The sequence below is a fragment of the Neobacillus sp. 204 genome (assembly GCF_046562815.1).
Lineage (GTDB): Bacteria > Bacillota > Bacilli > Bacillales > Cytobacillaceae > Neobacillus.
The window spans coordinates 324,341-338,007 of record NZ_JBJORY010000003.1 but is presented as its reverse complement, the minus strand read 5'-3'; the positions used below and the strand labels follow the sequence as shown (position 1 = coordinate 338,007).

General features: G+C 37.1%; 17 protein-coding genes. 13 read left to right on the top strand and 4 right to left on the bottom strand.

Translation table 11 applies throughout. The annotated features are described in order from the left end of the window. Positions 1–9: 9 nt before the first annotated feature. Together ACJ004_RS08805 and ACJ004_RS08800 are read left to right on the top strand one after the other, a co-directional pair. Complete coding sequence (locus tag ACJ004_RS08805) at positions 10–582, top strand: TetR/AcrR family transcriptional regulator (RefSeq protein WP_410892533.1); 573 nt, start codon at positions 10–12, stop codon at positions 580–582. Positions 583–790: 208 nt separating this feature from the next. Then, positions 791–1,396 carry an exonuclease domain-containing protein gene (locus tag ACJ004_RS08800; protein WP_410892532.1) on the top strand — a complete coding sequence of 202 codons (606 nt, stop codon included), beginning with the start codon at positions 791–793 and terminating at the stop codon, positions 1,394–1,396. Between the two features lie 86 nt (positions 1,397–1,482). On the opposite strand, the gene ACJ004_RS08795 is transcribed toward ACJ004_RS08800, so the two are convergent. Together ACJ004_RS08795 and ACJ004_RS08790 are read right to left on the bottom strand one after the other, a co-directional pair. Beyond that, entirely contained in the window at positions 1,483–1,908 is a 426-nt protein-coding gene (locus ACJ004_RS08795; protein ID WP_410892531.1) for a VOC family protein, read from the bottom strand. Positions 1,909–2,105: 197 nt separating this feature from the next. Further along, entirely contained in the window at positions 2,106–2,630 is a 525-nt protein-coding gene (locus ACJ004_RS08790) for a DinB family protein (protein WP_410892530.1), read from the bottom strand. A 183-nt stretch (positions 2,631–2,813) separates the two neighbouring features. On the opposite strand from ACJ004_RS08790, the gene ACJ004_RS08785 reads away from it, so the two are divergent. The 11 genes from ACJ004_RS08785 to ACJ004_RS08735 all read left to right on the top strand — a co-directional run bounded on the left by ACJ004_RS08785 (position 2,814) and on the right by ACJ004_RS08735 (position 12,579). Further along, positions 2,814–3,293, top strand: a complete 480-nt coding sequence (locus tag ACJ004_RS08785; RefSeq protein WP_410892529.1) for a hypothetical protein — start codon at positions 2,814–2,816, stop codon at positions 3,291–3,293. A 161-nt stretch (positions 3,294–3,454) separates the two neighbouring features. Continuing rightward, complete coding sequence (gene grpE / locus ACJ004_RS08780; protein ID WP_410892528.1) at positions 3,455–3,904, top strand: nucleotide exchange factor GrpE; 450 nt, start codon at positions 3,455–3,457, stop codon at positions 3,902–3,904. A 94-nt stretch (positions 3,905–3,998) separates the two neighbouring features. Beyond that, positions 3,999–5,204: a tetratricopeptide repeat protein gene (locus ACJ004_RS08775; protein ID WP_410892527.1), complete on the top strand. Its 1,206-nt coding sequence runs from the start codon at positions 3,999–4,001 to the stop codon at positions 5,202–5,204. Between the two features lie 153 nt (positions 5,205–5,357). Then, positions 5,358–5,633 carry a hypothetical protein gene (locus ACJ004_RS08770; protein WP_410892526.1) on the top strand — a complete coding sequence of 92 codons (276 nt, stop codon included), beginning with the start codon at positions 5,358–5,360 and terminating at the stop codon, positions 5,631–5,633. Beyond that, positions 5,594–6,238 (top strand): hypothetical protein, encoded by a 645-nt coding sequence (locus ACJ004_RS08765; protein ID WP_410892525.1) that lies wholly within the window; start codon positions 5,594–5,596, stop codon positions 6,236–6,238. The genes ACJ004_RS08770 and ACJ004_RS08765 overlap by 40 nt, the downstream gene beginning before the upstream one ends. Beyond that, positions 6,198–6,755, top strand: coding sequence for a hypothetical protein (locus tag ACJ004_RS08760; protein ID WP_410892524.1), 558 nt, complete (start codon positions 6,198–6,200; stop codon positions 6,753–6,755). Before ACJ004_RS08765 ends, ACJ004_RS08760 begins: the two co-directional genes overlap by 41 nt. 21 nt (positions 6,756–6,776) lie before the next feature. After that, positions 6,777–7,163: a VOC family protein gene (locus ACJ004_RS08755; protein WP_410892523.1), complete on the top strand. Its 387-nt coding sequence runs from the start codon at positions 6,777–6,779 to the stop codon at positions 7,161–7,163. A 305-nt stretch (positions 7,164–7,468) separates the two neighbouring features. Then, complete coding sequence (locus tag ACJ004_RS08750; RefSeq protein WP_410892522.1) at positions 7,469–9,265, top strand: histidine kinase; 1,797 nt, start codon at positions 7,469–7,471, stop codon at positions 9,263–9,265. After that, positions 9,243–10,823, top strand: coding sequence for a response regulator transcription factor (locus ACJ004_RS08745; RefSeq protein ID WP_410892521.1), 1,581 nt, complete (start codon positions 9,243–9,245; stop codon positions 10,821–10,823). The genes ACJ004_RS08750 and ACJ004_RS08745 overlap by 23 nt, the downstream gene beginning before the upstream one ends. 26 nt (positions 10,824–10,849) lie before the next feature. Then, positions 10,850–12,175 carry an ABC transporter substrate-binding protein gene (locus tag ACJ004_RS08740; RefSeq protein ID WP_410892520.1) on the top strand — a complete coding sequence of 442 codons (1,326 nt, stop codon included), beginning with the start codon at positions 10,850–10,852 and terminating at the stop codon, positions 12,173–12,175. A 17-nt stretch (positions 12,176–12,192) separates the two neighbouring features. Further along, positions 12,193–12,579, top strand: a complete 387-nt coding sequence (locus tag ACJ004_RS08735) for a glyoxalase superfamily protein (protein WP_410892519.1) — start codon at positions 12,193–12,195, stop codon at positions 12,577–12,579. A gap of 205 nt (positions 12,580–12,784) precedes the next feature. Here ACJ004_RS08735 and ACJ004_RS08730 read toward each other — a convergent pair whose 3' ends face one another. Next, positions 12,785–13,192 carry a DUF6671 family protein gene (locus ACJ004_RS08730; RefSeq protein WP_410892518.1) on the bottom strand — a complete coding sequence of 136 codons (408 nt, stop codon included), beginning with the start codon at positions 13,190–13,192 and terminating at the stop codon, positions 12,785–12,787. Between the two features lie 71 nt (positions 13,193–13,263). Next, positions 13,264–13,476 (bottom strand): hypothetical protein, encoded by a 213-nt coding sequence (locus ACJ004_RS08725; protein WP_410892517.1) that lies wholly within the window; start codon positions 13,474–13,476, stop codon positions 13,264–13,266. Positions 13,477–13,667 lie beyond the last annotated feature (191 nt).

Here is a 13,667-nt window from a genome sequence, read left to right as displayed (position 1 = left end):
TAATGAGCTATGTCACCAAGACCAAAAATCGGTCTCGAATTATCTTTTATTATTGAAGCTGCAGGAGAACTTGCCGATCAACAAGGGGTGCAGGAAGTTACCTTAGCAAACCTGGCGAAGAAACTAGGGATCCGCCCCCCTTCATTATATAACCATTTCGATGGACTAACGGGATTACGAAAGAAATTGGCCATCTACGGAATCGAAAAGCTTTATGAAGTTATGGCCGTTGCGGCGATTGGGGTGTCAGGCACTGAAGCAGTTCTGGCGGTAAGTCAGGCCTATGTGGATTTTGCTCGAAGGCACCCAGGAATTTATGAGGCAACTTTACTTGCTCCGAACCCGGAAGATGTGGATGTGCAGCAGGCAGGAGCGAAAATTGTTGACCTTACTGTCCGCATTCTTCAGGCCTATCATATAGAAGGAGAGCGTGCCCTTCATACTGTCAGGGGACTGCGTAGTATTTTGCATGGATTTTCAGCCTTAGAGCAAAAAGGCGGGTTTAAAATGTCTTTGGATTTGAACGAAAGTCTGCAAATTATTGTTAAGGCCTTTCTTGATGGGATGGGGCAAAGAGATTAATAAGGTTTTATATTATTGGCCGTACTTGTGTGGAGATAAAAGCTGCTATCACTTTGAAAGATTCAAAGTGCACGTTTCGAATGGAAAATACTAGTCACGGTCACTCTGAGAAGATGATAGGCCCATTAAGGAACTTATTGGAGATAGAGTCCTATGGCAAGCTTTGGTATAATGAGATAAAGTTTAGTATTAAGGGATGGTCATGTAGATGAGATCAGAAAAATTAGGTTTGGTATTAGATGTCGAGACAACTGGTTTAGGGCCTACAAAAGATGAAGTAATCGAGCTCGCCTTAAAGTTATTCTCTTATCGAACAGACACTGGCGAGGTTATTGAGATTATCGATGAAGACTCCTTTTTACGTGAGCCGCTCTCCCGTACAGCAAGGAATAATTATGACACAGCCTATCGCGTTCATGGGATCCCTTATGAGTTGGTTCAAGGGAAAAGTTTTTATGATGCAAAAATAAAAACCTACTTCCATCGTGCGGATTCACTCTTTGCTCATAATGCTTCCTTTGACCGAAGTTTTCTTTATCATATGTATCCGGAAGTCAATGACCTGAAGTGGTATTGCACAATGAGAAACATCCCGTGGAAAAATTACGGCTTTCCCAATGGGAAATTACTGACTCTATTACAAGCACACAACATTACAAACTATCAAACACATAGAGCACTAGATGATATTACATACTTGTTGGAACTGCTCAAGAAAACAAGTCCGAATGGTAACCTCTATCTTCAAGAAGTGCTTGAAAAAGCACCGATGAGAAAATATCAGCCAGCCGTTACACGATCAAAAATGGGATAATAATGATAAGAACTGTTAAATTTGGAACAAAAAGGCCCGGTCGCTAATGGACCGGGCTAATTTGTTTTTGTCTCGTATGTGCGAATCTATTGTCTGCCTTCAGTGAAGATTTGGAAACTTACTCCAAACTTATCTGTTAGATTGCCGTATGCTGGGCTGAAAAACGTTTCTTGAAGCGGCATGGTTACTTGACCACCTTCTTGTAGGGCTTCAAACATTCTATGTGCTTGGTCTGCATCATTCGTTGAAATACAGATAGTCACTTGATTTCCGATATGATGTGGTTGGCCAGGGAATGTATCAGAAAACATTACTTCCGTTTCGCCAACTTTAATGGTTGCATGACTTACAAGATCTTTCGCTTCGGCAGGTAGTGGATATTCAGGGTTTTCTGGCATTTCCCCAAAAGATTGAGAAAAAAGAACTTGGGCATCTAAAGCTTTTTGGTAAAACTGAATTGCTTCCTTTGCATTTCCATTCATCACTAAATAGGGGATCAAACGTACTGTCATAATAAATCTCTCCTCAGTTTAAAAGAATTTTTTTTTTTATCCTTGATCGGATATAAGCTGTGGACAATCTGATCAGAGCATCCCACTTCTTATTATTACCGATATTTCCATTATAAAACAAAGAACAAATGTTCGCAATCTTAAGTTTAGCAAAATTGAGCCCAAGGGATCATATAATCTCACGGGCTGCCTTTCGTTTATTTCAATAATGGTAGGTATCTTTCAGATATAATATGATAATGGTGAAGAGCATGGCCTGCGATAATGTAGGCGATGGCACGGGCCGTGACTTCTGTATTGTTGGCAAAGCCAATGTTTGCCCAGGCAGCTTCCGGCATGTTTTGAAATAGCGTAAGGGTAGCTTTTCTAGTTGCAATAAAATCTTCGAGAATATTTTTTATTGGTAATTTATTAATTTGCGAGCCTTGGACATAATCGTTCTCATTAAAACCAGCTAATGGAGTTTGGTCTCCTCGTCCAACACGGAGCAGACGATAACTCATAATTCGTTCAGTATCTGCTATATGACCAAGAATTTCTTTGATACTCCATTTATTTTCGGCATAACGAAATAGGCCATCCTCTTCAGATAGCGACTCAAATAGCTCAATCGTCTTTACCAGATTCTCTTTCAAAAGTGTTAAGAGATTATCTTCCGAAACTAGATTTACATACGGGTTATAATATTCTGGGTACTCACTTTCTAAAGGACGTTGCAACATTTCAATCTCTCCCTTCTAACTCTCATGACATCATTCTCTACATAATATTAACACAAATGGTAAATAGTTGGTCAAAATAGCTTTCATATGTAATTCCAATTTAAAGAAAAAAATATTTTTATAAAATCATAAATAAATTTTTCCAATTTGCGCATTCTATTAAGAAAAAGGAATGTCATATTGATGAGAAAAAATAAAATGATTTTACTCGTTATGATGATACTGCCTTGGTTGTCGCTGCCGTTCATAAGGAGACAAACCATCAAGCGTTTTTATCCAGGGGCTCTATTTATTATTGTCTGGGTAGCTGTTGAAAGTATTTTTGCAAAGAAAAGAGTATGGTGGCGAATTTATGAAAAGATCATTCCTAATGTAATTGGTGAAATGCCATTCATGTTGGGTCCGTTTTTTGTCGGTTCATTATGGATTTTAAAATTCACATTTGGTAACTTTATACGTTACCTCTATTTAAATTTATTTTTGGATACTCTTTTTGCTTATCCAGGGATGTTTATTTTGAAAAAGCTGGGAATTGCCTCGCTTGTTAGATTAAGACCATACCAAATGGTTATTTTATTTATGAGTAAATCAGTGGTCATGTACGGATTTCAGAACCTAGTCAATCAATTGCGAAAAAAACCTAAGTCCTTATTTCATAAGTGACACCTTATGTGAAACAGTCAGTTTGTGCTGTTAACATAAGGTGTTGCTTTTTTTCATTGAAATCGAGAAAAGATAAGGGATGTACATCATATATATCAAAATGACAGTTAAAAAAGGATAAAGAAAACATTGATTAGAACCAAAAATTCGGAGGGATACGAATGGTGACCATGGAAAGTCCGTACATTCAAGAGTTTAAAAAAATGCTCCAAGAATTAAAGCCAATCACGAAAATGTCTTTCGAATCTGAAAAGATAGCTAAAGACATGCAACAGGATGTGAATGAACTCATCAATTTGACGATCCAGGCCGTCGATGCAATGGATTTAATCTATCAATCAGCTATAAAAATGAATCTCAAAGATTGGGGGGAACAAATAGAAGTAGTTATTAACGACTACCTCCAGTTATTAGATTCCTATGGAATTGAGGAAATTAAATCATTAGGTGAATTTATGAATGGTGAAATCATGACAAGTATTGGAACAATTCCGGAGAGTTTCCAAGCTGAATTACAAAAGTTCCAAGTATTTGGAGTTCACGAACGTGGTTTCCGTCATAAAGACACAGGAAGACTAATCCGTGAAGCGAAAGTCATCACCATTTATTAAGAATTGAGGGGGACTTATAAAATGTTTTCAAATGGTTTCAATTCAGGAATGTTCAAATTAGACAAGTTTATTCATTTGGTTTAGAGGTCGTCAGATGGAGGTTCAATCGTATAGACTAGCCATTCAATATTTACAAGCGGAGCGGTATGAAGAGTCTGCCATTATTCTAGAATCGATTGTTAAGGATTATCCCTTATGTACCGAAGCTAGCTGGGTGCTAGGGTTACTTTATGTGCTATCGGGGTCCCCGTATCAAGCATTGAAACAATGGGAAAACCTAAAAACGGACAATCTTTTAAGCTATAAACAAATGGTTGAGGAGAAACTTCCTCTCTATGATGAACTTTATCAGAAATACAATCAGGCACTTCATTTTGTTCAGGCCGGGGAACTGCATTTGGCAAAAAATATTCTTCATAGTCTTCTTCCATTTCAAACGGAACTCCCTTTACCGGTTGATTTCTACCATGGCTATTTATTGTCACTAATTGTTATTGGAGAAACAGAAAGTGTACCTCAAGAACTAAACCAATTTCCGCTTTATGTGAAAAACAGTTCAGTTAATCGTAATTTGGTAAAAATGTTAGAAGATCACCCGATAAGTGAACCAGTTGGTAAGCGGAAAATGTCTTTCAAGAAAAGCTGGTCCAAGCGTCAGTTTATAGGTTCTAGTTTGGTCGCTTCATTATTGATTGGAGGTGTTGGTTTCCGGGTTTTTAGCCAACAAAAAGAAATAAATGAAGCAAAGCCTGTAATTCAACAAAATGGAAGTGTACAAAACACAGAGACAATTGAGAAAGAAATAGCTGTTTCAAAAGATCAACAGAGCGGAGGACAGGATAAGAAGCAGGTGCTCAATAACGCCAAAAGTCTTGCTGATCGGATAAAATCTTCTACAATATCTGGTTTAAGCAGCTATAGAAACGGGTTAGCAGCGTTTAGAAAGAAGGATTACAAAATGGCCGCAGCACAAATGGAAAAGAGTCAATCCTTGCAGCCAAACGAATATTTTTCAGATGATGCCTTGTTCTTTCTAATCGAATCAAAGCAAAGATTGAATGAGCAGGAGAACATTCTCTTCCTTTACGATTACTTTCTTTCCCAAACTAGTAAACACTATGTCTTTTCACCATATAGGGATGAGCTGCTGCTTGGTAAAGCAAAGATATTAATGGAGGCTGGAAGAAGCAATGAAGCTCTGCCATTGTTGGGGAAAATTTTGACCGATTTTAAACAAGAGTGGACCTCAGTAGAAGCCGTGTTACTTATGAATCAAATCAAGGCTCAGGAAAAGAACTAAGGAACCAAAAAAAATTGCATCTCCATAGTTTCATCTACGTCGATAACCATTGTGGTTATCGGCGTTTTTTATACATTAAGAGCCATATTAATAGGCTCACATGAACGGGAAAATGATACAATTGGAATAAATTATTAACACGGGGTGAAGAACATGAGTCCATCTAATCCGAACACTACCTCACAGTCGAACGAAATCGATTTATCTACCATCCTATCCAATCAAAATAAAGAAGAATTAATTAGGATAATTCTTGACCTATCAGAAGATTATCCTGAGATTGAAAAACAGTTACTTTTTAAATACTCTTCTCAAAAGGACGAAGTTTCATCAGCCAAAAAGCTAATTACGGAATCTATCAATAGTGCGAAAAGGAAAGGATTCATCGATTGGCGTCACGTTGGCCAGCATTACAAGGTGCAGAATTGACTCTCCAAAAAGCACGGGAAAAAGTAGAGAAAGGTGAATGGGAGAGTGCAGTTTTATTATCACTCGTTGTTATGCCACCAGTTGTAAAAATGCTCCAATTTGCTGACGACTCCAATGGATCTATCGGTGATGTTATGAATTGGGCGACACGAACGATTGATGAAGCAGTTATTACCAGTCTGCCTTATTTGAATGAAAAAGAGAAGAAGCGTCTTTTTGACGCAATTATGAAAGAAGCCATAAAAGTACATTATGAAGGCTGGAGTGATTGGCGTTATGATCTAATAAAAATTTGCACCTATTATTCTCCTAGTAAGGACTTGAGAAAAAAGCTAGAAAAACAGCTGGAATCCTTCCTGTCGAGGACAGAATCATCGTGGAGTGATAGATATGAAAAAAAACAAATTAAATTGCTTCAACTTGAAATCATTGAAAGATGTGATGGGGCAGATGCTGCTGAGAAATTTATCTACGAGAATATTAACCATAGTGAATTTCGTGAAAAGGCAATCGCTATTGAACTAGGAAATGGCGACTACAAGAAAATGCTTCAACTTTGTTTGGATGGGGAAGAAGTGGACAAGGAATCGAGGCCTTATTCATAAGTGGCAGGAATATCGATACCAAGCCTATGAATTGCTTGGAGATATCGAACAACAAAAGCAGTTAGCCAGAGAATTGTTATTTAAAAATGAATTTACCTATTACTTAAAACTAAAAGAATTATATGCAGCAAGCGAATGGGATCGTGCTTTGAAAAAGCTTGTTGATGATTTTAAACAGATGAAATATCAGCCCTCGGTGTACCTCTCAATATTAAAGGAGGAAAATTTGACAACCGAGCTTTTAACCTATTGCCAGAGTCATATTTCGTCTATAACGGATCTTTATCCATATTTAATTAAAGATTATTTAGAAAAAGTAAATGACCTGTTTATTAAATATATTGAGTACGCTGCCGAGGAGGCAACGGATCGAAAAAAATATCGTACGGTTTGTTCCATTATTAAAACCTACAAAAATGCCTGTGGAACAATCCAGTCACATAAGCTAATTGGTGAATTAAGAGAAAAGTATAAGCGCCGGCCAGCGTTTATAGAGGAATTAGGAAAAACCAGGTAAGTTGATAAGGAGATAAAAGCGATGCTGCACCATTTAGAAATCTATGTTTCCAACCTCAGTAAATCTATTGAATTATGGGATTGGTTTTTAACGGAGTTAGGATATGAGCCTTACCAAAAATGGGATTCTGGCATCAGTTGGAAACATGGGGAAACCTATCTTGTTTTTGTCCAGACGGAAGAAAGATTTTTGAACGTTCCTTACCATCGCTCACGAGTTGGCTTAAACCATCTTGCTTTTCATGCTGTATCAAGAGAACAGGTCAATCAAATAACATTACAATTGAAGGAAAAAGGGATAAACATTCTTTACCAGGATAAACATCCATATGCAGGCGGGGATGCTCATTACGCTGTTTTTTTTGAAGATCCCGATCGGATTAAAGTGGAGTTAGTGGCCCCTTTATAGGAGTGGAGCTCCGATTCGTTACTTAGGATCATGGAGAATGGAAACTTATGTATTTTGTGATTTAAAGTGATTTAAATCACAAAAAGCCTTGAAGTAGTCATCGAAGTACTTGTTGCCTTCAATATTAGGCCTTTATGAATCAAAAATAAGCAGAGCAGGAATCCGGCTTCTGCTTATTTATTTGGAATTTAATATCACGTGGTAAGTTGATAGGGGATATGTTAAATTGAATAGATACTAATAGTCAAAACTTATTGATTGAGCCTTTGAATGTAAGGGTTTTCTTTTTTGTTTGGGGGGATACCATGTTTTTTTCCTTACGCAATCGCCTATTTATTATTTTTACTTGTTTGTTAACAATTCCATTAATCATTTTGTCGATGATAATCCCGAGCTGGTTTACATCCATTATTGAAGATCAGACCCAGGAGTTAACAATAGAAGCAATGGATCAGTACTCGCTCTATATTGACTCGATTACAACGCAGGCGGAGGATTTAGGAAAACAGGTCCTTGTCAATCAAACGACTCAGCAGTGGTTAAAGTTAGAAAAAAAGGATGCAAATATACCGAAAGAACAGAGCTTGTTACAGAAGAATCAACTGAAAATGATGTTATCATCAATGATGGTGAACAATTCAAATGGTATGTCCATCTCAGTCGTTCTGAATAATGGTGAGGGGGCATGGGGCAATAACCCCAACTTACACAACCTAGATTGGTTTAAAGACTTTACGATCAATGAACAACGATTTGTAAAATCACATATTGATCCATATATGCCAGCACAAGGAAATAGTAATAGTTTTATTTTGCCCCTCGTTGATTTGAATACGGTTGTTTCATACGGATTTATAAAGGTTAATTTCCCTTCATCTTTGCTTGAAACAGCTTTACGAAAAATCACGATCGGAAAAAATGGACATGCTTATTTATTGGATCAGCAGGGAGCAAATGTATTAGAGGGGAAGATCGATACCCCAAAAAGAGTATTAAAAAATAGTTTAAGTAAAATAAAGAATAATACAAAACAAAAAGGGTTATTAGAAACTGATTATCAGGGAGACAAATACTTTGTTTTTTTTCAAAAGTTATCAGTTGGTGATTGGATTCTTGTCAGTGAAGTGACCAAGTCTGACTTATTCTCAAAAGTTATTATTCTACAGCGAAACTTACTTATTACTAGTGCGATTGTGTTTTTAATAACAATCTTTGCGTCGTTCATGCTCTCTTCCAATATCGTAAGCCCTTTAGGAAAACTAGCAAAAGCGATGAAATTTATCGAGCATGGGGATTTTTTAGGTGCAAAACGCTTTATGCCAACCATTAAATCGTCTAATGATGAAGTTGGTTATGTGATTAAAGTATTCGACCATACCGTCGATCAATTGAAGCATTTAATTGAAATAGAATATGAAGCTAACATCCGTCGAAAAGATGCGGAATACAAAGCCTTATTACTGCAAATCAATCCTCACTTTTTGAACAATACACTTGAAATCATTGGAGGATTAGCTGTTCAGGGGAAGAATAAAGAGGTGATGAATGTAAGTATCTACTTAGGCCGGATGATGAGGTATTCATTGAATACACAAAATGACGTCGTGAGATTAGGTGAAGAAATCAGCTATATTCGCAGCTACACCGACATTTTAAAGGTGAGATATGAGGATGCCCTCACGATTGATATTATAGAGGATCCGGAGACAAGAAATCTCTCTATTATTAAATTCATCCTCCAACCGCTCGTAGAAAATGCCGTCAAATATAGTTTTAAAGAAAAGACAAAGGCTGAAATTTTTATTGAAACAAAAAAAGTGAATAATCAAATAATTATAGTTTTAGAAGATAAGGGGATTGGCATGTCTGAAGAAGTGATATCAGACTTAGTGAGTGAAGAAACAAAGAATGAAAGGATTAGTGTCCTAGCGAGCAAAGGAAACAGCATTGGTTTAAAGAATGTCCTTGGGCGATTAAAGCTTTACTACGGAGAACGCTTTTCCTATCAGATTGAATCTGAAAAGAATGTAGGCACGAGGATTACATTATGTATAAATTTTGATAGAGGTGATATACATGATGAAGGTCATAATCACGGATGATGAAATTCAAATTCGTAAAGGCTTACGAATGAAAGTGAACTGGGAAGAAGAAGGTTTTGAAATTGTTGGCGAAGCTTCTAATGGGAAAAACACACTTGAATTGCTTGGTTGCGTGGATATTGATTTGGTCATTACAGATATGAGGATGCCCATTATGGATGGCCTTGAATTAGCTAAACGATGTCAGCGGGAATTTCCAAGAGTAAAAGTGATCGTATTATCGGGTTATTCCGATTTTGAATTGGTACGTGGTTCCATGAAGGAAGGGGTTAGAGACTATCTGTTAAAACCGGTAGCCCCAGATGAATTAGTAGAAGCATTACGAAAAATTCGTAAAGAAATTGTGGAAGAGCGGCGAAAACAAGTTGAAACGGCTCAGATGCGTCAACTCGTTATTACCCAGCTCCAAGAAGTGCAGGAACAATACTTGCTCTATTTAGTTAAAGAGGAATGGTTACAGCTTAATTTCGTCATCGAAAGACTGCGTCAGCTACAACTCGAGGAACTTGTAAATGAGAACGCAGACGTCCAATTTGTCAGCGTGGAAATTAGAGAGAGTTTTGGCAACCCCAATCGATTAAAGGAGCTCTGGATTCCTTTCCAAATGTTATGCAAAGAGATCTCAAAAGAGAATAAAGGAACTTATTCTTTTTACGACCCAAGCTATGCTAATATGGTTCATTTTCTAATACGAATAGATATAAATAGTCCTTCTAGTTTGGTTGAAAGGGTACAACAGAATGTGAAAAGGTTGTTGAGTTTAGAAACGGTGATTGGAATCGGAAATGTTGTCAAGGGCCTAGCTAGCTTTAAGACAGGTTATATTTCCAGTTTGCTTGCTTGGAGTCAAAGTCAACTTGGCTCGCAATCACAGGTGATTGATGCGGCGATAAACAAAGAAGAAGAATTTGAGTTTTCACCTGATTTTGAAAGAAAGTTAACAAATGCGATTGAAAATGTTCATTTCGAGGCATTTAAGGAAAATATTCAACTATTATTACGAGGGAATGGAAACCAATCGATTTTGTCCTTTTCATTTGCTGCCAATCGAGTGTTATTTTTGTTAGGGTCGCTGGCAAAAAAATATGATATCGAAACGAAAGATATTCAAAAAATGATTTGGAATTGCCAACAAAGTATCTGGGAACTTAATTCGCAAAGTAAAGTGCTTGAAAAACTCCTTCAATTAGCCCAATTAATTATTGGAAAAGTACGTACGGCACGCTTTTCGAACGGGAAATTAATCATGGATAGTGTTCGGCACTATTTGGACCAGCATTACGCTAGTGAAATTTCACTTACCTTATTATCAGAACTCTTTCATATCAATAGTGCTCATTTATCTGAAACCTTTAAAAATTATGTCGGGCAGAATTTTAGTGATTATCTTGTGAATTTACGCATGGACAAAGCCCGGGAGTTTTTAGGAGATAAGCAACTAAAAATCATTGATGTAGCAAACTTAGTTGGCTTTTCTAACTCTGGATATTTCAGTACTGTTTTTAAAAAACACTTTGGACAAACCCCTGTTGAATTCCGTAATGCCTTAGATGTTTAAGTTTTCAAGAAAGAAAGGGAATGTAGATGAAAAAATGGTTCACTATTTTTGCAATTATACTTTTGGGTATTTTAGTATATGCGTTGTCCTCTTTTGATACATTCTCTGGTAGCACCCAAAAAGAGAAAGCGGAAAAACCAAAGAGTTCCAAACGAACTGAGTTGACGTTTTGGCGAAATAGTGGAAATACGGCTGAAAATAAAGCATTTGAAGAATTAGTTTCTGTTTTTGAAAAAGCAAACCCCGATATCTCGGTGAATATGAAGTCGATTCCATACAGTGATTATGAAATAAGATTGCGGACAGAACTTGCTGCAGGAAACCCTCCGGATATTTTGACGATTGACAGTCCTACGCTTGCTCTATATGCAAATACCGGATCGTTATTATCAATTGATCCATTTATGAGAAAGGAGGGGCAGATTGATGATATTCCTGCATCTACCTTGCGAGGATTAAGTTATAAGGGTCAAATTTACCTTGCACCGATTGTCGAGTCAAGTATTGCTTTATATTACAATAGACATTTATTTAAAGATGCCGGTATCCCTTATCCATCTGAAGATCCCAAAAACCCATTAACATGGGATGAGGTATTAGAGATTGCTAAAAAAGTAAATAATCCTGCTAAAGATGTGGTCGGTATTGACCCGGCACAGGGTTTTAATGATGGAGAATCTCCTGCTTATTTTAAAACTCCGCTCCTTTGGCAGTTTGGTGCTAATATTTTAAGCCCCGATGGAACTACGGCAAGTGGATATTTAGATTCAAAAGAAGCGTTAGATGCCCTTCAATTTTATCAAGATCTATATCATAAAAATGCTGTTGCGGCATTTGAATTACCCCCAGCTGCGTTTGAGTCAGGTAAACTTGCGATGACTGTGCTTGGTTCATGGACACTTGCAGATTTGGAAAAAAATCACCCTGAATTCAAGCTGGGAGAAGATTTTGGAGTAACGCCACTGCCAAAGGATAAGTATCAGTTTGTTCCAAATGGAGGATGGGCGCTTGGAATCACTTCTAAATCAAAACATCCACAGGAAGCTTGGAAGTTTATTAAATATGTGACAAGTTATGAAGGAATGAAAAAGTATGTAACCATAACAGGTGATGTTCCTGCAAGATACTCTGTAGCAAAAGATTTTCCAGAGCTGAACAAATATCCTAAGAACATTTTTTTACAGCAAACGCAAAAATATTCAAGGAACCGCCCGGTTACTCCTGCGTATCCGGTTGTTAGTGATGCAATAAGGAAATTATTTGAGGATGTTGGAATCGGAGGTAAGGATGTTAAGACTTCGGCGAAGGAAGCTGTAGAAAAAATCAATGCAGGGCTTAAAGAAATTCAATAAATGGGGGGAGGGATTAAATGAATAAACCTGAAATAACCATGAAAAGTCTCACACCAATCCTTCGAATATTTGATGAGTCTAAAGCCAGAGAGTTTTACTTGAGTTTTCTGGGATTTGTGCTGGATTGGGAGCATCGATTTGAGGGAAATATACCGTTGTATATGCAAATATCCTATCAAAATTGTATCATTCATCTTTCTGAGCATCATGGTGATTGCTGTCCAGGTGCAGCGGTGAGGATTGAAGTGGGGAACATCGAGTCATTTCATTTACAGCTTCTTTCAAAGGATTATAAGTACGCCCGTCCTGGCATCGAAGAAACTCCATGGAAAACCAAAGAACTATGCATTCATGACCCGTTTGGCAATAGAATAATATTCTTTGAGAGCACCTCTTCTAGTTAAGGAACTAGGAGAGTTTTTTGCGTGGAATCTCCCTAGTGTTCCATGGTCTGTTTATTATGAGGGTTCCGAACGACAAAACTTTCCTCCAGTGTTCTTTAAATCTGTCTATTATAAGGTAATGAAAGACAAAACCTCGCCAGTGGCCTGGAGATTTGTCTATCATACTGGAAATGAAGGACAAAACCCAGCATCAAAAGCAGAATTATTATTCATTATCATAAAAAGTCCATTGACGTACTCCAACTTTATTAAGGTTTCTTGCTAAAATTCTGCTTAATGTTTTTTTAGACACAGCACCCCTACACCATTCATAAACAACAATTGTAGTAATTTTCAAACTCGGAAAGAGAAGTTTTAATTCCTCTACATTCCGCATTACAGCAGGTTCAACAAATTCTTCGAACCCACAATCACCACAAACTATTTTCTTTCCTTGGATAAACATCGAAAACGAACTGCATACTTTACAAGTTACCCCTTTTTTCAACTGACTATACTTAAAAGTTGGTACCTGGGAATATTGCGATTTCGTCTGATGCAACGAAACTAGTTTTTCAGCAATCTTTTTATGCTGGGTTGTTAGTTTGGACGGTTGCGCATTTAAATTTTCCATAAGTGCGTCTAGCTGCGTTGGATAAATTATGGGTTCGTTTACGGGGGCTTGATATAAAGTAAATCGGGGGTTTATAAAAACAACATATCCCTCAACAGCAAATTAATTAAAAAATAACACTCACTCTGAATCCTTTCTGTTAATAAATCAAACTGAACTTCACCCTCAAAGCCTTTTTCTTGGTACAAATAGTACTTTTTCTCTTCAACGGTTTGATCCATTCTCTTGTTTAAAATCCTTAGCATAATTAATTTACCTGGGACAGTTCGTGCTTTAAAAGGCATATCCCACTTCCTCTCATATGTTTTAACAATCCACCTTAATCATAAATAAAAAAACAAAAGAAATGCGTGAATACTTTGTTAATTTTCCTAAAAGTAAATGGAACCGTTTTCAACTGCCGAAAATTTTAAACATCCATTTCCGAAGAAATTAAACTCTCTCCTTTTCCAAATTTGCTAAAGTTAAAACCAGA